The sequence below is a fragment of the Streptomyces sp. NBC_01341 genome (genome assembly GCF_035946055.1).
Lineage (GTDB): Bacteria > Actinomycetota > Actinomycetes > Streptomycetales > Streptomycetaceae > Streptomyces.
The window spans coordinates 6227065-6247648 of sequence record NZ_CP108364.1; the positions used below are offsets into that span (position 1 = coordinate 6227065).

The 20584-nt window shown below is 73.0% G+C and carries 13 protein-coding genes; 7 read left to right on the forward strand and 6 right to left on the reverse strand.

The genetic code is table 11. The features are described 5' to 3' along the window. Positions 1–111 precede the first annotated feature (111 nt). From OG206_RS27510 to yczE, 4 genes are all read right to left on the reverse strand, one after another. Positions 112–486: an RNA polymerase-binding protein RbpA gene (locus OG206_RS27510; RefSeq protein WP_266363297.1), complete on the reverse strand. Its 375-nt coding sequence runs from the start codon at positions 484–486 to the stop codon at positions 112–114. Positions 487–750: 264 nt separating this feature from the next. Further along, positions 751–2115, reverse strand: coding sequence for an MFS transporter (locus tag OG206_RS27515; RefSeq protein ID WP_327120722.1), 1365 nt, complete (start codon positions 2113–2115; stop codon positions 751–753). Positions 2116–2161: 46 nt separating this feature from the next. Next, positions 2162–2926, reverse strand: coding sequence for a glycerophosphodiester phosphodiesterase family protein (locus tag OG206_RS27520; RefSeq protein ID WP_327120724.1), 765 nt, complete (start codon positions 2924–2926; stop codon positions 2162–2164). Further along, complete coding sequence (yczE, locus tag OG206_RS27525) at positions 2923–3591, reverse strand: membrane protein YczE (RefSeq protein WP_327120726.1); 669 nt, start codon at positions 3589–3591, stop codon at positions 2923–2925. Before yczE ends, OG206_RS27520 begins: the two co-directional genes overlap by 4 nt. Positions 3592–3691: 100 nt before the next feature. Here yczE and OG206_RS27530 point away from each other — a divergent pair, with 100 nt between their 5' ends. After that, positions 3692–5191 (forward strand): SCO1417 family MocR-like transcription factor, encoded by a 1500-nt coding sequence (locus tag OG206_RS27530; RefSeq protein WP_327120728.1) that lies wholly within the window; start codon positions 3692–3694, stop codon positions 5189–5191. A gap of 14 nt (positions 5192–5205) precedes the next feature. Here OG206_RS27530 and OG206_RS27535 read toward each other — a convergent pair whose 3' ends face one another. Both OG206_RS27535 and OG206_RS27540 read right to left on the reverse strand, forming a co-directional pair. Next, complete coding sequence (locus tag OG206_RS27535; RefSeq protein WP_327120730.1) at positions 5206–6831, reverse strand: hypothetical protein; 1626 nt, start codon at positions 6829–6831, stop codon at positions 5206–5208. A gap of 37 nt (positions 6832–6868) precedes the next feature. Continuing rightward, complete coding sequence (locus OG206_RS27540) at positions 6869–7063, reverse strand: hypothetical protein (protein ID WP_056787333.1); 195 nt, start codon at positions 7061–7063, stop codon at positions 6869–6871. A gap of 319 nt (positions 7064–7382) precedes the next feature. Between OG206_RS27540 and OG206_RS27545 the strand changes: the two genes are divergently transcribed. From OG206_RS27545 to OG206_RS27570, 6 genes are all read left to right on the forward strand, one after another. Next, complete coding sequence (locus tag OG206_RS27545; protein WP_327120734.1) at positions 7383–7775, forward strand: ankyrin repeat domain-containing protein; 393 nt, start codon at positions 7383–7385, stop codon at positions 7773–7775. Between the two features lie 242 nt (positions 7776–8017). Further along, entirely contained in the window at positions 8018–9436 is a 1419-nt protein-coding gene (locus OG206_RS27550; protein ID WP_327120736.1) for a HEAT repeat domain-containing protein, read from the forward strand. Between the two features lie 121 nt (positions 9437–9557). Continuing rightward, complete coding sequence (locus OG206_RS27555) at positions 9558–13169, forward strand: hydantoinase B/oxoprolinase family protein (protein ID WP_327120738.1); 3612 nt, start codon at positions 9558–9560, stop codon at positions 13167–13169. Between the two features lie 90 nt (positions 13170–13259). After that, entirely contained in the window at positions 13260–14786 is a 1527-nt protein-coding gene (locus tag OG206_RS27560; RefSeq protein WP_327120740.1) for a hypothetical protein, read from the forward strand. Positions 14787–14853: 67 nt separating this feature from the next. Continuing rightward, positions 14854–15765, forward strand: coding sequence for a hypothetical protein (locus tag OG206_RS27565; protein WP_327120742.1), 912 nt, complete (start codon positions 14854–14856; stop codon positions 15763–15765). 65 nt (positions 15766–15830) lie between these two features. Then, positions 15831–20567: a hypothetical protein gene (locus OG206_RS27570; RefSeq protein WP_327120744.1), complete on the forward strand. Its 4737-nt coding sequence runs from the start codon at positions 15831–15833 to the stop codon at positions 20565–20567. Positions 20568–20584 lie beyond the last annotated feature (17 nt).

The window sequence follows — 20584 nt, forward strand, 5'->3', positions numbered from 1 at the left end:
CGCTGAGCCGCTGAGCCGCTGAGCCGCTCCGGAGAGACGAAGAGCCGCGGGCCGTGACACATGTTCTGTGTCACGGCCCGCGGCTCTTGTGGCTGTGCGGTGTTCTCGCGGTCAGGCAGACTTCCTGCTGTCACGCGGGTGCACGGCGATGTTCATGGCGCCGGAGCGCAGGACGGCCAGCCTCTCGGCCAGCACCTCCTCCAGCTCCTCGCGGGTGCGCCGCTCCATGAGCATGTCCCAGTGCGTACGCGCAGGCTTGCCCTTCTTCTCCTCGGGGCCATCCCCGTCCACCAGGAGTGCCGTGGCGCCGCACGCCTTGCACTCCCACTCCGGCGGAATTTCCGCCTCTACCGAGAACGGCATCTCAAAACGATGTCCGTTCTGGCATGCGTACTCCACCGCCTGGCGCGGGGCCAGATCGATGCCGCGGTCCGTCTCGTAGCTGGTAACCACGAGTCGCGTGCCGCGGAGAGCTCGCTCACTCATGAATCGTGCCTCCCGGGCTTGTCGCCCACAGGACAGAAGTCGCTGTCGTCGTCATCCGGTCAACGTCCGGTCGGCGGTAAAGATTCCCGTTGCCGGTCATGCGTCGCCCGTCGTGCGCTGCCTTTGTCTGGGTTGCTTACCCAACGGTGCCCGGATTGTCACGTCTGGCCGAAGTTGTCACCCAACGGTTTGACTTCTTCCACACGCAGTAACGGTCCTCCGGGCAGGCCAAAGGCGTACACTACCGGCCTTTCACTTCAACGTCTAAATCCGTTCCGGAACCGGGTTGCCCGCGGCGGCCACCGCGGCCCGGACGGGGACCCTCGCGAGGAGCGCCGAACCGAGGGCGAAGAAGATCACCAAGGACAGGATCGCATCCCGGTAACTGCCGGTCAGCTGATAGCCGAGACCGAAGACCAGGGGCCCCAGCCAGCTGAGTCCCCGGTCGCTCATCTCGTAGGCGGAGAAGTACTCCGCCTCCTTCCCCCTCGGGACCAGGTGCGAGAACAGCGACCGCGACAGGGCCTGGCTGCCGCCCAGCACGAGGCCGATCGCGGCGGCCAGTGTGTAGAAGAACACCGGCGCATCGGCGGGCAGCACGTACGCCGAGGCGAGGATGAGGGTCCACACCGCCAGCGAGCCCAGAATGGTCCGCTTCGCGCCGTACAGCCGGGCGAGCCGTCCCATGCCCAGCGCACCCGCCACCGCGAGCACCTGGACGAGCAGCACCGCCGTGATCAGGGTCGTCTGGTCGAGACCCAGCTCCTCGGAGCCGTACAGCGAGGCCTGGGAGATCACCGTCTGGATGCCGTCGTTGTAGACCAGATAGGCGAGCAGGAAGGACAGCGTGAGCGGATGGCGCCGCATGTCGCGCAGCGTCGCCCGCAGCTGGCGCCAGCCCGAGCCGACCGCGCCCGCACCGCCGGGGGTCACCCGGCGGTCCCGAAGCCGCCGCAGCGGCACGAGGGAGAAGGCGCCCCACCACACCCCTGCCGAGGCGACGCAGATCCGGACCGCGTCGGACTCCGAGAGCCCGAACGAGTCGTGGCCCGTGTAGAGGACCAGGTTCAGGACGAGGACGAACGCTCCCGAGGTGTACCCGAAGGCCCAGCCGCGGGAGGAGACCGCGTCGCGTTCGTCCGGCGTGGCGATCTGCGGCAGATAGGCGTTGTACAGGGCCATCGACACCGAGATCGACGCGTTCGCCACGATCAGCAGGAACGCCCCCAGCAGATAGCGGTGCCCGTCCAGGAAGAACATGCAGGCCGTCGCCGTCGCGCCGGTGTACGCCGCCGCGGCGAGCAGCGGCTTCTTGCGTCCCGTGCGGTCCGCTGCGGCGCCCACGACCGGCATGACGACCACGGCCACGACGATGGACACGGACACGGCGTACGCGAAGAGCGAGCCCGCCCGGACGGGTATGCCCAGCGGATGCACGAACCCGTCCGCGTCGGCCGCCGCCTTGGCTATGGACGTCAGATAGGGGCCCAGGAAGACCGTGAGGACACTCGTGGAGTACACGGAGCACGCGAAGTCGTAGAAGTACCAGCCCCGTTGCTCCCGCCTGCGCTCGGCGGTCCCCGCCGGCTGTTCGGCCTGCCCAGCCGTTCCTGCGGTGTCGGTGCTCACGCCGCGCCCCCTCGCTCGTCCCGTGCGGACGCGGCAGGTCCCGGCGTCAGGCCCACGCCCCACGCCCGCTCAGCACCGTGCGCAGCGTCTCGATGTGATCGGTCATGATGCCATCCACCCCGAGGTCCAGGAGCGCCGTCATCCGGGCCGCCTCGTTGACCGTCCAGACGTGGACCTGCAGCCCGCGCGCGTGCGCGGTACGGACGAATCTCCGGTCGACGACGGGGATGCCGTTCTGGCTCTCCGGGACCTGCGCGCAGACCGCGCCCGCCCTGAGCGCCGCCGGGATGCCGAACGAGCGCAGGCGCAGGCCGAGGACGCCGCGCACTCCGTAGGAAGTGGCCAGGCGCGGACCTGCCAGGCGCTGCGCCCGGGCGACCCGGGCCTCCGAGAACGACCCCACGCACACCCGGTCCCAGGCGCCGGTCCGGCGGATCAGTTCGACGAGCGGGACGAGGGCCCGCCCGGACTTGATGTCCACGTTCCAGCGCGCCCCGGGGAACTCCTCCAGCAACTCCTCGAAGAGCGGCAGGGGCTCGCGGCCGGCGACCCTGGCCCGTCGGACCTCGTCCCAGGGGAGATCGGCGATTCGGCCGTGCGCGTCCGTCACCCGGTCGAGCGTCGGGTCGTGGAAGGCGACGAGACGGCCGTCGGCCGTGGCGTGCACGTCGGTCTCGAAGTAGCGGTAACCGGCTCCGGCCGCCCGCCGGAACGCGGCGGCGGTGTTCTCCAGTCCGTCGGCCGCCCCGCCGCGGTGGGCGAAGGGGATCGGCGAGGGATGGTCCAGATAGGGATGGCGTCCAGGGGTCACTGCGGAAGTATGGCCTCCGACGGTGGCCGTCCGGCAACGTCCGCACGGCCCGCGTCCGGCGCGGGGAGGTCGAAGACGCGCAGGAAGAGCTGTGCGAGGGGGCCGATCGCCAGCGCGTACAGGACCGTGCCGGCGCCGAGCGAGCCGCCGAGCAGGAAGCCGGTCGCGACGACGGCCACTTCGATCGCCGTACGCACCAGCCGGATGGAGCGGCCGGTCAGCCGGTGCAGGCCGGTCATCAGGCCGTCGCGCGGTCCTGGGCCGAAACGCGCCGAGATGTAGAGCCCGGTGGCGACCCCGTTGAGCACGATGCCGGCGGCCATCACCGGGATGCGGGCCGTGAGGCCGTGCACGTCCGGTACGAGGGCGAGCGTGCCGTCCATCGCGAGTCCGACGGCGAAGACGTTGGACACGGTGCCGAGCCCGGGGCGCTGCCTGATGGGGATCCACAGGAGGAGGACGACCGCTCCGACGAGGATCGAGACGACACCGATCGACAGGCCGGTCCGCTTCGCCAGCCCCTGATGCAGCACGCCCCACGGTTCGAGTCCCAGGCCGGCCCGGACCAGGAGCGCCGAACTCGCCCCGTACAGGGCCAGGCCCACGTACAGGTGGGTCAGCCGCCGGGCGAGCCGAGTGCCGCTCCGGGCGGTTATGTCGGACAAATGGTGCCCCCGTATGGTCGTAGTGGACTGCTGCATGTCACTCTGTGGCGGGGGATTGGCTGCCAACTACGGCCAATCCGAGGAAGGTGGACTGATTTCGATGGCGCAGTGGACTTCGACGGTCGGCGCGGCTCAGCTCGCCCGGCAGCTCCGGGCGCAGCAGGCTCGTCCCCTGTCGCCGGGCGGCCGCAAACCGCCCGCCTACCGGGCGCTCGCGGACGGGGTGCGCCTGCTCGTCCTGGAGGGCCGGGTCCCGGTCGCCGCCCGGCTGCCCGCCGAGCGCGAACTCGCGCTCGCGCTGTCCCACAGCCGGACCACCGTGGCCGCCGCCTACGAGGCGCTGCGCGCCGAGGGGTTCCTGGAGTCGCGCCGTGGTGCCGGCAGCTGGACCGCCGTCCCGGCGGGCAACCCGCTGCCCGCCCGCGGCCTCGAACCGCTGCCCCCCGAATCGCTCGGCTCCATGATCGACCTCGGCTGCGCCTCGCTGCCCGCCCCCGAACCGTGGCTGACCCGGGCCGTGCAGGGCGCGCTGGAGGAACTGCCCCCGTACGCGCACACCCACGGGGACTACCCGGCCGGCCTCCCGGCCCTGCGGCAGATGATCGCGGACCGGTACACCGAGCGGGGCATCCCCACGATGCCGGAACAGATCATGGTCACCACGGGGGCCATGGGGGCCATCGACGCCATCTGCCACCTCTTCGCGGGGCGTGGTGAGCGCATCGCCGTCGAGTCCCCGAGCTACGCCAACATCCTCCAGCTCATGCGGGAGGCGGGCGCCAGGCTGGTCCCCGTGGCGATGGAGGAGGGGCTGGGCGGCTGGGACATGAACCGCTGGCGGCAGGTGCTGCGGGACGCGGCCCCGCGGCTGGCGTACGTCGTCGCGGACTTCCACAACCCGACCGGCGCCCTGGCCGACGAGCAGCAGCGGCGTGCCCTCGTCGAGGCCGCCCGTTCCGCGGGCACGGTCCTCGTGGTCGACGAGACCATGCACGAACTCCATCTGGACGCGGACGTGCAGATGCCGCGCCGGGTCTGCGCCTTCGATCCCGCCGGCAGCACGGTCCTGACCGTCGGATCCGCCAGCAAGGCGTTCTGGGCCGGCATGAGGATCGGCTGGGTCAGGGCGGCGCCCGACGTCATCCGCAGCCTGGTCGCCGCGCGTGCCTACGCGGACATGGGCACACCCGTCCTGGAGCAGCTCGCCATCAACTGGCTGATGCGCACGGGCGGCTGGGAGCAGGCTGTGGCCGTACGCCGCGGTCAGGCGAAGCAGAACCGGGACGACCTGGTGCGGGCGCTGCGCCGCGAACTCCCCGAGTGGGAGTTCGCGGTGCCCCGCGGCGGCCTCACGCTGTGGGTGCGCAGCGGCGGGCTCTCCGGCTCCCGGCTGGCGGTGGCGGGCGAGCGGGTCGGCGTGCGTGTCCCGTCGGGCCCCCGGTTCGGGGTCGACGGCGCCTTCGAGGGATATGTGCGCCTGCCGTTCACCGTGGGCGGTCCGGTGGCGGACGAGGCGGCCCTGCGGCTGTCCGCGGCCGCCGAGCTGGTCCGCTCGGGAGCCGCGGCAGGGGCGGAGACGCCCCGGTCGTTCGTGGCCTGAGGAGCCGCCCGCGCTCATCCCTCCGCGACGGCGGGGGCCGCGACGAGCGGATCGGCGTGCAGGGGCGAGGGCTCGCCGGCGGGAGCGGGGGGAGCCTTCTCCATGCTCGTGCCGGCGTTCCTCTCCACGGCGGGCGCTCCGCCCGGCAGCAGGTGGAGCACGGCCTGCCGGTGCGCGTCGCTCGTGGCGTCGTCGTGCGGGTCCGGAGTGGCCGGGACCTGGAGGCGCAGTACCGGCCCCGCGCCGAGCCGCGTGTAGCCGCGGCCGGGAGGTACGTCGTCGGTCGGGGTGGTGTGCGGCTGGGCGCCCAGCACCGACTCGACCTGCTCGCAGGTGGCGGGACCGAGGACGGCCCGTGCCCGGGTGTGGGTGCGTACGGCATCGGTGAGGGTGTCCAGGCTGTCGAGCTGCTCGGCCACCACCACCGTCACACCGGCGGCGCGGCCGTGGCGCAGCGGCACCTGGAGCAGTTCCTGCGGGTCCTGCCTGCCGTCCGCCGCCGCCAGGTGCCCCAGGGCGCTCGGCCGGTCCAGGAGGATCCAGAGGGGGCGCCGGATGTCCTCGGGCTCGGGGTGCCCCGCCTGGCGGGCCCGGTTCGCGGCGATGAGACGCCGTTCCGTCTCGTGCGCGGCCCATTCGAGGGTCGCGAGGGCCCCGGCGAGACCGCGCTCCACGGCCAGTACGCCGTCCCGTCCGGCCAGGAAGCCGAACTCTCCCGTGCCGCTTCCCTCGACGACGAGGACGTCGCCGTGCTGGAGGGCCTGCAGGGCGAGCGAGCGCATCAGGGTGGTGGCGCCGCTGCCGGGGTGCCCGGCGACCAGCAGATGCGGTTCCGTGGACCGGGCGCCCGTCCGCCAGATCACCGGTGAGGCGTCGCGGGTCGCGTCGCCGTCCTGGACCGGGACGGTGCGCGGCACCGCGTCGGGATCGGTGAAGCCCAGCACGGCCTCGCCGGGCGCGGTGACGAACCGCTGGGCGGCGATGGTGGTGGGGAGGGCGGGGAGCACGGTCATCGAGAGATGGTTGGCCTCCTCGTCCCAGGCGAAGTGGTATTCGCGGCCCCGGCCGGACTTCGCGTGCAGCACCTGCTCGACCCGGGCGCGGGCACCGGGATCGCCGTCGGTGAAGTAGGCGGGGTAGTTCACCCGGAGCCGGGTGAGCCGTCCGTCGTCGTCGAAGGCGTACGACGTCTCGAAGGCCTTCTCCCAGTCGCCGCCGTGGGAGAACAGCGGACCGGGGTCGTCGGCCACGGAGAAGTGCGGCACCAGCGCCTCGTACAGGGCCCGCAGGCGAGCGGTCCCCGCCTCGTCGGGGCCGGTGCTCGCAGGGGTGCGGTCGCGCCCCTGCCACGCGGCGGCGCCCATCACCGAGATGAGGGCCAGCAGCGGCCCGTAGGGGATGAGCGCCACCGCCAGTACGCAGGCCGCGACGAGGAACAGCGCTTGTCCGCGCCGTTCCCTGGGTGTCGCGGCCCACTTCTGCCGCCCCGATCCCGCCAGCAGCCTCAGCCCACGGGTGACCGTGATCAGCGGATGAAGGACGTCGGTGGCGTTGTCGGCGGCCGTGCGCGCGATCTCCCGACTGCGGGTGATCGAAGCGCTGCCGCTGCTCAGAATGCGGGGGAGGGGTCGCCGGGCCACGTCTGTCTCCTGGAGGGGTGGGGAGGGTTTCGGAGCGTCAGAACTTGATCCCGCCCAGCATGCTGGCGAGGCTCGCCCCGCCGGCCGTGATGCTGGGGGCGATGGCGGTGCCGGCCAGGTAGAAGCCGAACAGCGCGCAGATGAGGCCGTGGGAGGCCTTGAGCCCGTCCTTCTTGAAGAACAGGAAGGCGATGATGCCGAGCAGTACCACGCCCGAGATGGAGAGGATCATGAGCGGTTCTCCTGGTTGAGGGGACAGTCACCATGAGTACTTCCAGGATCACAAGATGTATCAATACGATAAAAGGTGCAAGTGAGTGAATATCCTTCGTTTTCACCTGACCGGAGGGCAGAAAGGGGGTCCCGGAGAGCTCCGCGGCTCCCTCGCCACCCGTCTCCGCGGGGGAAGTGGCACCCACCACCGTGACCTTCCACCGCATCGGGGCAGACTGACGACGGCCGGGGAGCAGTACCCTGTCGATTCACTCGTACGGTCCCCCCGCCGTACTCCCCCACCAGGTCGGCAACGGCAACGGAAGGCGGTCCGTCCGATGAGCGAAACCCCCGATCCCGAGGTGATCGAACTGGCGACCAAGGTCTTCGACCTGGCTCGCCGGGGCGAGAGCGACACGCTCGCCGCCTACGTCGACGCGGGCGTCCCCGCGAACCTCACCAACGACCGGGGCGACACCCTGCTCATGCTCGCGGCGTACCACGGGCACGCCCGCGCCGTCGTGGCCCTCGCGGACCGGGGTGCCGACCCCGACCGCGCCAACGACCGTGGGCAGACCCCGCTGGCCGGAGCCGTCTTCAAAGGCGAGCGCCCGGTGATCGACGCACTGCTCGCGGCGGGGGCCGATCCTGCCGCCGGAACACCCTCCGCGGTGGACACCGCGCGCATGTTCGGCAAGGACGACCTGCTGGAACTCTTCGGTGCGCGCTGAGACGCCGCCCGGACCGCCTGCGGGGCGTTGCGCCGTAAATGTGGTCGCGTCGGCGAAATGGCTGGGTCATCATGACGTCGCGGGCCCGCTCCGGGCCACCGACGAGAGGCAGAGGAAGATGAGCACCAGGCAGAAGACGGCGGTCGGCCGATCATGTTGCTGCGCGGCCTAGGAGATGTCTCCCCGGCACATGGAACAGCACAGTCCCGGTTGCGTCGACAGCTTGATGTGAGGCTTTCCCCATGTTCGATCCGTTCATAGCGCCGAGCGGCACACTGCTCGGCCTGCTGCAGAGGGGCCGCGGCGACGGCACGCTCCACGCGCTCGCCGCACCGCGCCCCGAGGCCCTCGCGGCTCTCAACCACTGCGTCCTGAGCGATCCGCGTCATGACTGGCAGGTGGAGAACCGCAGCCTCTACTACGCCCGCCTCTACCTCGACCTCGACGGCGGTGTCGAGGAGATCGAGCGGCACCTGTCGGACCCCGGGGACCACCTCGACACCGACGACTCCCGCACGGGCCTGGCCCTCGCCGTACTGGGGCACCTCGCCTCCTACGGACGCGGTGACGCCCTCGCCCTCCTCCGGCGCTACGCGGCGACCGGTGCCAACTGGGCCTGGGCGCTCGACGAGCTGGCCCTGCGCGACGACGACGCCGGACTGCGCTCCCTCGCCGAACCGGTACTGGCCCGGTTCCCCGCCACGGCCGAGGGTTCCGCCGAACTCGCGGCCACCGTGCGGGACGCCTTCGAACCCCGCCCCTGGCGGCTCTGGGCCGACGACCCCCGCACGGCGGTCGGCGCCCGCATCAGGGCGGCGACGGAGCAGGGCTCCTTCGACCGCTGGCAACGCCAGATGAGCCCCCGCGGCCCACGCCCCGGGTGGAGCGTCCAGGCGGTGCTCGACTGGGCCCAGGATGGGCTGGAGCGCGGCAGCGTGCTCCACGTCCCCGCCGCCCGCTGCCTCGCCGCCGTCGCGGGCGCGGAGGACCGGTCCGTGATCGTCGAGGCCGCGCGCAGCGGTACCGAGGGCGCCCGGTGCGCCGCCCTGCACTACCTGGCCCAGGTCCAGGATCCCGACGTGCTCGACCTCGTCGAACAGGCGGTCGCCGGTCCGTCGCCCCTGGTCGCCGACGCCGCCGTGGCCGCCTTCGAGCGCATGATCGGGGACGCGGCGGTCGACCGTGCGCGGCGCTGGGCCCACCGGCCCGACGCCCTCGGAGCCTCCGCCGCCGGAGTCCTCGCCTGCCGGGGCACGGCAGGGGACGCGCAGCTCGTCCTCGGCGCCCTGCGCGAGGCCGTACGCGGGGACGGTCCCGACGCGCCGCGCCTGTGGACCCTCGTCGACGGCACCGGACGTCTGGGCATCGCCTGCGCCGCACCCGTGCTGCGCCACGTGTACCGGGAGACGTCCTCGTCGCACCTGCGGGGACGTGCCGCCCGCGCCCTGGCAGCCACGGACCCCTCCTTCCCCACCGGATTCGCCGTCGAATGCCTCTGGGACTGCGAGGAGACCACCAGGGAGCTCGCCGCGCTGCACGCCGAGACCGGGGACATCCGGGTCGCCGAACGCCTGCGCAGGCTCGCCGCCGACCCCGCCGAGGAGGCCGAGGTCCAGACGGCCGTACGCAGCAGGATCGGACCGGACGCACCCGCACTCTGAGACGGTGACTCCGGGACACCCGGGGCCGGAGCCGCGCGTCGGCCGGCCCCTGCGGACCGCCCGGCACCTCGCCGCCCTCGCCCTCCCTGCGCGGGTCCGTCCCTGACGCCAGAATGGAGGGATGACCGGACGGTGGGAGTTCTGGATCGACCGCGGAGGCACCTTCACGGACGTGGTGGGACGTGATCCCGACGGACGCCTGGTCTCCCGCAAGCTGCTGTCGCACGACCCGGACCGCTACCGTGACGCCGCCGTCGCAGGTATCCGGCTGCTGCTGGACCTCGGCCCCGGGGAGCCGGTTCCGGCCGACCGGGTCGCCGGGGTCAAGATGGGCACCACCGTCGCCACGAACGCCCTCCTGGAGCGGCGGGGCGAGCCGACCGTGCTGGTCATCACCGAGGGCTTCCGTGACGCCCTGAAAATCGCGTACCAGAACCGGCCCCGCCTCTTCGACCGCCGCATCCTGCTCCCGGAGGCCGTCTACGACCGGGTCGTGGAGGTCCCGGAACGCGTCGACGCCCGGGGAGCGGTCGTGAGGCCCCTCGACCGCCCCGCCGTTGCCGAGCGCCTGCGGGCGGCCGCGGACGAGGGCATCCGCAGCGCGGCCGTCGTGCTCATGCACGGCTACCGCCACCCGGAGCACGAACGGGCCGTCGCGGAGGAGGCCAGGACCGCCGGTTTCACCCAGATCAGCTGCTCGCACGAGGTCAGTCCGCTGATCAAGCTCGTGCCCCGCGGCGACACCACCGTCGTCGACGCCTACCTCTCACCGATCCTGCGCCGTTACGTCGACGAGGTCGCCGGTGAACTCGCCGGGATCAGGCTCATGTTCATGCAGTCCAATGGCGGACTGCGCGAGGCGGCCCACTTCCGCGGCAAGGACGCGGTGCTCTCCGGCCCGGCCGGAGGCGTCGTCGGCATGGTCCGTACGTCGGAGCAGGCGGGATACGACCGGGTCATCGGTTTCGACATGGGCGGTACCTCCACCGACGTGTCCCACTACGCCGGGGAGTTCGAGCGCGAGCTCGGCACACAGGTGGCAGGGGTGCGGATGAGCGCCCCGATGATGAGCATCCACACCGTCGCCGCGGGCGGCGGGTCCGTCCTGCACTTCGACGGACGGCGCTACCGCGTCGGCCCCGACTCGGCAGGAGCGGACCCGGGCCCGGCCTGCTACCGGCGGGGCGGGCCCCTCACCGTCACCGACGCCAATGTGATGCTCGGACGCGTCCGCCCCGAACACTTCCCGGCGGTCTTCGGCCCGGGAGGCGACCAGCCCCTCGACGCGCGGCTCGTGGGCGAACGGTTCGAGGCGCTGGCCGAGGAGGTGTCGTCCGCCACGGGCCGGTCCCGCACGGGGGCCGAAGTCGCCGCGGGCTTCCTGGAGATCGCCGTGCTCAACATGGCGAACGCCGTCAAGAAGATCTCCGTCCAGCGGGGCCATGACATCACCCGCTACGCCCTCACCGGGTTCGGCGGTGCCGGCGGGCAGCACTCCTGCGCCGTCGCCGACGCCCTGGGCATCGACACCGTCCTCGTACCACCGCTCGCCGGGGTCCTCTCGGCGTACGGGATCGGCCTCGCCGACGCCACGGCGATGCGCGAGCAGTCCGTCGAATCCGAACTGGACGACAGGACCGCGGCCCGGGTCGCTGAGATCTGCGACGGACTGGCGAAACGTACGCGCGCCGACCTCCGCGCCGACGGTGTGCCCGACGGCGCCATCCACACCCGGGCCAGGATCCTGCTGCGCTACGCCGGGACGGACGCCCCGCTGCCCGTGGACCACGGCCCACCCTCGGCCATGACCGCGGAGTTCACCGAAGCCCACCGGGCCCGCTACGGGTTCACCATGGACAAACCCCTCGTCGTCGAGGCGGTCTCCGTGGAGGCCACCGGCACGGCCGGACCGCACGTTCCGCCCGACACCGCTACGGCCGGCCGCGAGGGACCGCTCGCGCCGCTCGGGACCGTCCCCGTCTTCACCGGAGGCGGGTGGCGTGACGCGGCCCTGTACCGGCGTGCGGAGCTGCGCCCCGACGACACCGTGACCGGCCCGGCCGTCGTCACCGAGCACGACGCCACCACCGTCGTCGACCCCGGCTGGCAGGCCGCGGCCGGCCCGGCAGGCCACCTGGTGCTGAAGCGGGTGGACCCCCGGCCCGGGCGCACGGCCGTCGGCACCCGGGTGGACCCGGTCATGCTCGAAGTGTTCAACAACCTCTTCATGTCGATCGCCGAACAGATGGGCGTGCGACTGGAGAACACGGCGCACTCCGTCAACATCAAGGAGCGGCTCGACTTCTCCTGCGCGCTGTTCGACGCGGACGGTGATCTGGTGGCCAACGCGCCGCACATCCCGGTCCACCTGGGATCGATGGGCGAGACCATCAAGGAGGTGCTGGGCCGCAACGCGGGCTCCCTGCGCCCCGGTGACGTCTACGCCGTCAACGACCCGTACCACGGAGGGACCCACCTGCCCGACGTGACCGTCGTGACCCCCGTGTTCGACGAACCGTCCGACGGCCCGGAGCCCCGGCTGCGGTTCCTGGTGGCCTCGCGCGGTCACCACGCCGAGATCGGCGGCATCACACCCGGTTCCATGCCCGCCTTCAGCCGCACGATCCACGACGAAGGGGTCCTGTTCGACAACTGGCCGCTCGTGCGCGGCGGAGTCCTCCGCGAGGCGGAGACCAGGCACCTGCTCACCTCCGCCGTTCACCCCTCGCGCGACCCCGACACCAACCTCGCCGACCTCCGCGCCCAGATCGCCGCCAACGAGAAGGGCATCGCGGAACTCAGGCGTATGACCGCGCAGTTCGGCCGTGACGTCGTCGAGGCGTACATGGGCCACGTCCAGGACAACGCGGAGGAGTCGGTGCGCCGGATCATCGCGGGGCTGCGTGACGGCTCCTGTCGCTACGAGACGGACAACGGGGCGGTCATCGAGGTGTCCGTGACGGTGGACCACGAGGCACGCCGCGCCGTCCTCGACTTCACCGGCACCTCGGCCCAGCAGAGCGGCAACTTCAACGCCCCCAGGTCCGTGGTCACGGCGGCCGTCCTCTACGTGTTCCGGACACTCGTGGACGAGGACATCCCGCTCAACAGCGGCTGCCTGAAGCCCCTGGACATCCGCGTCCCGGACGGCTCGATGCTGGCCCCCGTCCATCCGGCGGCGACCGTCGCCGGCAACGTGGAGACCTCGCAGGCCGTCACCGGAGCCCTCTACGCGGCCCTGGACGTCCAGGCGGAGGGCTCCGGGACGATGAACAACCTCACCTTCGGCAACGACCGCGTGCAGTACTACGAGACGCTCGCGAGCGGATCCGGCGCCGGAGACGGCTTCGACGGCGCCGACGCCGTGCAGACCCACATGACCAACTCGCGGCTCACCGACCCGGAGATCCTCGAGTGGCGCTACCCGGTGCTGCTGGAGAGCTTTCGCGTGCGCGAGGGCAGTGGCGGCTCCGGCCGGCGGCGTGGCGGCGACGGGGTGGAGCGCAGGATCCGTTTCCTCGAACCCGTCACCGTGGCCCTGTTGTCGTCACACCGCCGGGTTCCGCCGTACGGCATGGCGGGCGGCGGCCCCGGAGCACTGGGGGACCAGCACGTGGAACGGGCCGACGGCACGACCGTCACCCCGCTCGAAGGCTGCGACACCGCCGAGCTGGCCGCCGGCGACGTCCTCGTCGTGCGCACTCCGGGCGGCGGCGGTTACGGGTCACCCTGACGGGGCGGTGCACGCGCGGTCCGGCCCGGGCCGCCGGTCGCTTCTGCGCCGTTTCGACCGTTGTCGGTGCGAGGACCTAATCTGTGCAGCGTGACTTCGCCTGCCGACACCTTCAGCGCTGCGCCCCAGCTCAGCGGGGGACCGAGGCCCGCGCCCGGCCCCGCCGCCGACGAGGGACTCTCGCGTCGGCTGCGCGCGCTCGCCTGCACCGCCCCGCTGCACGACCTCGACGTGCGCAAGGCGAATCTGGCCGGCGAGTACACGGTGTACGCGATGGCCGAGGTCGCCCTCGCCGCGATCGACCTGGTCACCCTGAACATGGACTTCGACACCGGGGCCGACCACGACCAGATAGTGGCCAGACTGCTCCCCAGGGTCGCGGCCCAGGCCCCGCGCCGGCCGGTCACCGAGCACGAGCGGGTCGCGCGCTGGGTGCTGGAGAACCTGATCAACGTCGGGAGCGTGGACCGCGGCTTCCGGGCCGTGTACGGCACCTTCGGGCCGGACGGCGTCTACGTCCGCAGGGACTACGACTTCAAGCTCATCGAGGAAGTCCCCGGCCACGGCGGCACCGTCTATCTCCGCGCCACCGACGAGGCGGTGAACGTCCTGGTCGGCGCCCTGGACACTGACGTCACCAGCGCCCAGATCGCCGCCGAGGTCAAGCTGGAGGTGCTCGTCAGCCGGGGCCGCCTCGCCGACGCCCAGCTCGCGGCCGAACAGGCCCGCTACCGCACCGTGCAGTACGCCGAGACGCTCCGCAGGACCCTGGACGCCACCCGCCGCAACGTCCGCGCCGTGGACTGGCTCAACGCCGTCCCCGACATGATCGCCGAGGCACTGGACCACGTCGCCGACCGCTACCGCCACGAGAACGCGATCCTCACCAACATCCGCAAGGCCAGGGACGAGGCCGAGGAGCCCGAGAACAAGCGCCGTGCCGCGGAGCTCGTCGACATCGTGAAGGACTGCATCCGCCGCCACACCCAGCTGCAGTCCAGGCTGCTCGACGCCGGTCCGCTGTTCCGTGCCGAGCAGGACCGGCAGGCCTTCGCCACCCCCACCGCACAGGCGGGCCTCGACCTGTACGGCCAGCTCGTCGTACCCCTCCTCCCCCTCCCGGTCGAAGAGGCCACCCGGGTCAGCGACGCCTTCTTCACCCACGGCACCGGACTGCGCACCCCCGTCTCGGTCCGCGTCGGCGACCTCGTCGACCTGCTTCTGATGCCCCCGGTCGAACGTGAGCACCTGGGTGCCGAGATGCCCGAACCCGACCTCATCGCCACCCCGGACGACAGCCGGTTCAGCGAGGAGCAGCTCGCGAGCGCCATGGAGCTGCTCGATCTGGAGCACGACGCCCCCCGCCGGCTTTCCGGACTCCTCACCGAGGCCCGGCTGCGGGACCCCGAACTGCCCTATCTGGTCGCCCTGCTGGCTGTGCACGCGGCCAGCCCGCCCGTCGGCACGGCGTACCGCCAGGGTGAGCGACGGCTGCTGTTCGCCGTCGACGACGGCACGGTCCTGGAGGACCGCGAATTCGGCGGGGCCGACCTGATAGTGGGCATGGCCCTGCTGGACGCCGCGGGCATGGCCGCGGACCGCAAGGACGCCTCATGAGCGTCCCCGGACCGAGCACCCAACCGCAGCCGCCCGAGCGCGGCACCCGCACCGAGGAGTCACCGAGTTGAGCGAGCAGTACGCCGAGCACACCGAAGCGTGGGGCGACCAGCCCCCCACGTACGCGGCCGAGGCCGCACGGGCGGCCGCTCCCGCAGCTGTGACACCCGCGGACGCGGCCGACGCCGCCCGGCTGGTCTCGTTCGGACTGCAGCCGAAGCTGATGCCCGCCCGCGACACCGAGTACACCGAACTGCTCCGCCGCTACCGCGAGGAGCCGGCCTTCGCGCGGCTGGCCGACGCCGTCGCGACCGGGCTCGGTCTCGTCGTGCTGGAGGTCTCCACCCGCGCCGGCATGGCCGTGACCGCGGGCGAGGACTCGGTCTTCGCCGTGCGCATGGGGGACTACGCCCGGCGCGCTTCCCCGGACTCGGCCGACCGCTTCCTGCACGGGCTGGCCCACCTCGCCGTCGCAGCCATGGCCTTCCCCCGGCCCGAGGACCTGGCCGACGACTCCTACATCGGCCGCATCACCGTCAACGGCGTCGACGCCTTCGTCCGCCAGGCCTGCCGGCGCCTGGAGGAACGCGCCGAGGAACAGGGCGACAACACCGACCCCGCCACCGAGGCCCCCGGTCTGGAAGCGGGATGGCGGATCTACGCCCGCCGCAGCTCCACCGGGGCGACCAAGGACGCCCGCAGGCTCGCCGGATCCACCACCGGCATCATCGGCAAGGCCGTAGCCTTCCTCACCGACTCGGGCTTCCTCCAGCGCACCGGGGACGACGCCGGCGGCGCGTACCGCACCACGGCCCGCTACCAGCTCCAGGTGCGTGACATGGCCGGCGGCGCCGCGATGGCCGAACTGCTGGAGCTCGGAGTCGTCCCCGTCACGGACGGCTCGGCCACCCTCCTGCCCCCGCCCGACGCCGAGGGCCTGGAGCTGGCCGCCGACGCGGGTCTTCCCTTCCACTCCTGACCCCGCCCCGCGCCCCCGCCCCCACAGCTGCCCGCCCGCCGCCTGAACGACGAGAGTCCGCCGCCATGTACGAGTTGTCCCGGGTCCGCCTCTACTCCATCGGACCCGCCGGTGCGCGCTACGCCGACACCGTGCTCGACCTGCGCGGAGTCGGCAAACCCGTCCCCAGCCCCGCCCCGGCGCAGGCGGAGTTCTTCGAGGACGAGCCCGTCGGCCCGCCACGCCGCCCGGCGCCGGCCGGTGTGCTGTTCCTGGAGAACGGCGGAGGCAAGTCCGTCCTGCTCAAGCTGATCTTCTCCGTGATGCTGCCGGGGCACCGCAACACCCTCGGAGGCGCCAGCTCCGGCGTCCTGCGCAAGTTCCTGCTCGCCGACGACTGCGGACACGTCGCCCTGGAGTGGCAGCACACGCTCACCGGGGAATGCGTCGTCGTCGGCAAGGTCAGCGAATGGCGCGGGCGCCAGGTGTCCAACGACCCCCGCAAGTTCGCCGAGGCCTGGTACTCCTTCCGGCCCGGGCCCGGCCTCGGTCTCGACAGCCTCCCCGTCGCAGAGGCCACCTCGGTGGGGCGGCCCGCCGAGGGCGTCTCGGGCGCGCGGGGCCGGCGCCGCACCATGAAGGGTTTCCGCGACGCCCTGACGGACGCGGGCAAGTTCTACCCGCACCTCGACGTGCACTGGGAAGAGATCCACGACCGCTGGAACGAGCACCTCGGCGACCTCGGGCTCGACCCGGAACTCTTCCGCTACCAGCGGGAGATGAACGCCGACGAGGGCGAGGCGGCCGGTCTCTTCGCCGTCAAGAAGGACTCCGACTTCACCGACCTGCTGCTCCGGGCGGTCACCGACACCCGTGACACGGACGGGCTCGCCGACCTCGTGAGCGGCTTCGGCAACAAGCTCGGCCGCCGGGCCGAACTCACCGCCGAGTGCGACTTCACCGCCGGTTCCGTCGACCTGCTGGGCCGTATCGTCGAAGCCACCGCGACCAGGGCCCGCAGCCGGGACGTGCACGCCGGAGCCGAGCGCCGCACCCGGACCCTCGTCCGCAGGCTCTCGGGCCGCGCGGCCGAGGAGCGCGGCCGCACGGCTGAGCTGTCCCAGCAGGTGACCGCCGCGGCCCACACCGTCACCGAGGCCGAGTCGGCCCGCGGCGACCGTGACCTGATCGCGGCCGAACTCGCCTACCGCCACGCCTCCCTGGCCCTGACCGCCGCGGAGCGGAGTGCGGCGGCCCAGCGCCGCGAACTGGGCGACGCGCGCACACTGCACGCGGCCTGGCAGGCCGCCGAAGCGGTCCTGCGCCACCGCGCCGCGGCAGACCGCTCCGCCCGTGTCGCCGTGGCCATCCGCGAGGCCGAGCGCGACGCCGCCCCCGCTCTCGCCGCACGCGCCACCGCCGCCGCCGACCTCGTACGCGCCCTCCACACAGCGGCCGAGGCGGGGGAGGGGGTGGCGAACGAGGAGGAGGAGCGTTCCGCGGTCCTCCAGGCGACCGGCGAGACGGCGCACCGGGATGCCACCACCGCCGCCACCGAGGCCCAGCGGGCCCGCAGCGAGGCCGGCCACCTGCGCCAGCGGCTCGCCGAGGTCGAGCAGGAGACCGCCGAGGCCGTGCGCGCCGGCTGGCTCGACGACACCGCGCCGGACGCCGACCCGGCCCGTGCCGCCCTCGCCGCGAACGACGCCGAGAAGGCCGCGGTCGCCGCATGGGACACCGCACGGGAGGCCGCCCGCGCCACCGGTGACCACGCACGCGAGGCGGCGGCGGCGGAAAGCCGCGCCGAACTCGCCGCGGCCCGCGCCGCGGACGGCGCACAGGCCGCGGAGCAGTCCTACGATGCGGAGCGCAAGGCAGCCGAGTCGATCGCCGCCGACCCCCGGCTCGGGGACCTTCTGGGTCTTCCGGCCGCCACCGGCGCGGGTGTCCCGCGCCCCCGCGGTGCCGCGTCCGGTGCGGAGGAGAACGGCCACGGCGTGCACGACGCCCACGGCGCCGACGCGCGGCCCCTGACGGCCGAGGAGTTCGACAACAGCGCCGACGAGCTCAGGGAACTCCTCGACCAGGGTGTCGCCGCGGCCGAGCGCAGGCTCTTCGACCTCCGCACCGCCGCGGCCGACGACTCACGCATCCTCGGCGCCCTCGGCGACGGCGGGCTGCTGCCCCCCGGACCGGACGTGCTCACCACCGTCGAATACCTTGGCGAGCACGGCATCCCGGCGCTCCCGGGATGGCGCTACCTCGCGCAGGCGGTTGATCCCGCCGACCACGCCGCGGTGCTGGCCGCACGGCCCGAACTCGTCGACGGAGTCGTCATCACCGACCCCGACGCACACACCCGCGCACGGGAGGTTCTCGCCGCCGCCGCCCTGCTGCCCCGCTCGGCCGTGGCCGTCGGGACGACCGCCGCTCTCCTGGCCCCCGTCCCGGCGCCCGGCGGGTCCGCGGCCGAGGACGTGTTCCTGGTGCCCCCGAACCCGGCGATGCACGACGAACACGCCGCCGACGAGGAGCGCCAGGCACTCAGGGTCCGCGCCGCCGCCCGCGACGAGGACATCAGGACACTCGCGGCGCGGCTCGCCGCCGACCGTTCCCTCGCCGCCCGCATCGGCTCCTGGCGCGCCGACTGCCCACCCGGCATGCTCGGCGAACTCGGCGAGGCCGCGCGCACCGCCCGGACCACCGCAGAGGCCGCAGAAGCCACGCTGGCCGAGGCCCGTACCGTCCGGGCCGAGGCCGACGAGGCAGCGGCCGAGGCCTCCCGCGTCCGCGACGAGCGGCAGGAAGCCGCCCAGCGGGCCCGCCGCGCCGCCGACGCACTCGCGGGTCTCGCCCACCGCCTGCGCGACCGGGCCGGCTGGCAGGCGCGGCTGCGTGAACTGACGGACGAGGCGGCCGAGTCCGAGGCCCGCGCCACCACGCTCCTCGAGCGGGCCCGCGCCGCCGACGAGGACCGCAGGGCCGCCCAGCGCGCCGCGGACGACGCCCACCGCACCGCGCGCGCCCTGCGCGCGGAGCGTGCCGAGATCGCGGGCGTCCCGGAAACCCTCCCCGAACCGGCGGACCCGACCGCCCGGATCTCGCTCCCCGCGCTGCGTGAGGCCTACCGCGCCGCCTCCCGGCTCTACGAGAAGGTGGGTGTCGGCGCCGACCTGCGCGCCGAACAGGCGCGGGCCGAAAGCGACGAGAGCGCCGCCCTGGCCGAACTCGACCGTCTCACCAACAAGGTCCGCACCCGCGCCGCCCAGCTCCTGGAAGGCACGGACGGGGCCGACGGGCCTTCGCGACAGGCCGCCGCGGCCCGCGCCGAGTCCCACGTACAGCTCCTGGAGACCCGGGCGTCCACGGCCAGCGAACAGCTCGGCCGGCTGCGGGGTGAGGCCGAGCGCCTCGCCCCCGCCGACGACACGTCCCGCCACACCGAGCTTCCCGAAGGTCTGGTCCCCGCCGACGCCGAAGAGGCCCAGAGCCTGTTGCGCACGGCCACGGCCGAACTGGCCTCCGCCACCGAGGCGCTGGACACCGCGCGAGGCGTCCACGCCGAACTCCTGCGCGCGCACCGCACCGCCGAGGACTCGGCCGGCGGCTTCGACGAGACGGCGGCGCTCCTGCGCGACCTGCTCAGGGACCACGGTGCGGACGACGAGACCGGATCTCCCGACCCGTACGCCGGGACCCTGGAGGAGGCCAGGCAGGCCGCGGCCGAGGCCCGCCGTTCCCTGCGCGGCTGCGCAACCGATCTCTCCGCGGCGGAGAGTTCGGTGCGGGAGGCGAGCGACGTGCTCGTACGCCACGCCAACTCCACCCGCTACGAGCAGGTCCGCACGCCAGCGCGGCAGCAGATCAGGGAACTCCCGGCGGCCGCGCTGCCCGACCACGCCGAGAAGTGGGCGGCGGCCTTCGCGCCCAGGCTGCGTGTCCTCACGGACGAGCTGGCCCAGCTGGAGCGCAACCGTGACTCCATCGTCGACCGGCTCAGGGGTCTCGTCGAGTCCGCCCTCACGACACTCCGCTCCGCCCAGCGGCTGTCGCGGCTCCCCGAGGGGCTGGGGGAGTGGTCCGGTCAGGAGTTCCTCCGGATCCGCTTCGAGGAGCCCGATCAGGCCACGCTCACCGAGAGGCTCGGAGAGGTCGTCGACGAGGCCACGCACGCCGCCCTCAAGAAGAACTCCGACCTGCGCAGGGACGGGATGTCCCTTCTGCTGCGCGGTGTTCAGGCGGCACTGGAGCCCAAGGGCATCGCCGTGGAGATCCTCAAGCCGGACGCGGTGCTGCGCGCCGAGCGCGTTCCGGTCGGGCAGATGGGTGACGTGTTCTCAGGGGGACAGCTGCTCACCGCCGCCATCGCGCTGTACTGCACGATGGCAGCCCTGCGCAGCAACGACCGAGGGCGCGACCGGCATCGCCACGCGGGCACGCTGTTCCTCGACAACCCCATCGGGCGCGCCAACGCGACGTATCTGCTGGAGCTGCAGCGCGCGGTGTCCGATGCGCTGGGGGTACAGCTGCTCTACACGACCGGCCTGTTCGACACCACGGCGCTCGCGGAGTTCCCGCTCGTCATCCGGCTCCGCAACGACGCGGACCTGCGGGCGGGGCTGAAGTACATCAGCGTGGAGGAACACCTCAGGCCCGGACTGCCGCAGCAGGACCCCGAGGGCGAGACCGTCCACGGTGAGATCACGGCGACCCGCATGTTCAAGCGGAGCGGCCAGACGGCCGCCGGTTCGGCCGTTCCGGAGATGCGCGCGGAGATGACCGGCACTCCGGCGCGGCGGACCGAGGCGGCCGAGACGCCGTAGCGGGGGACCGGGGCGCC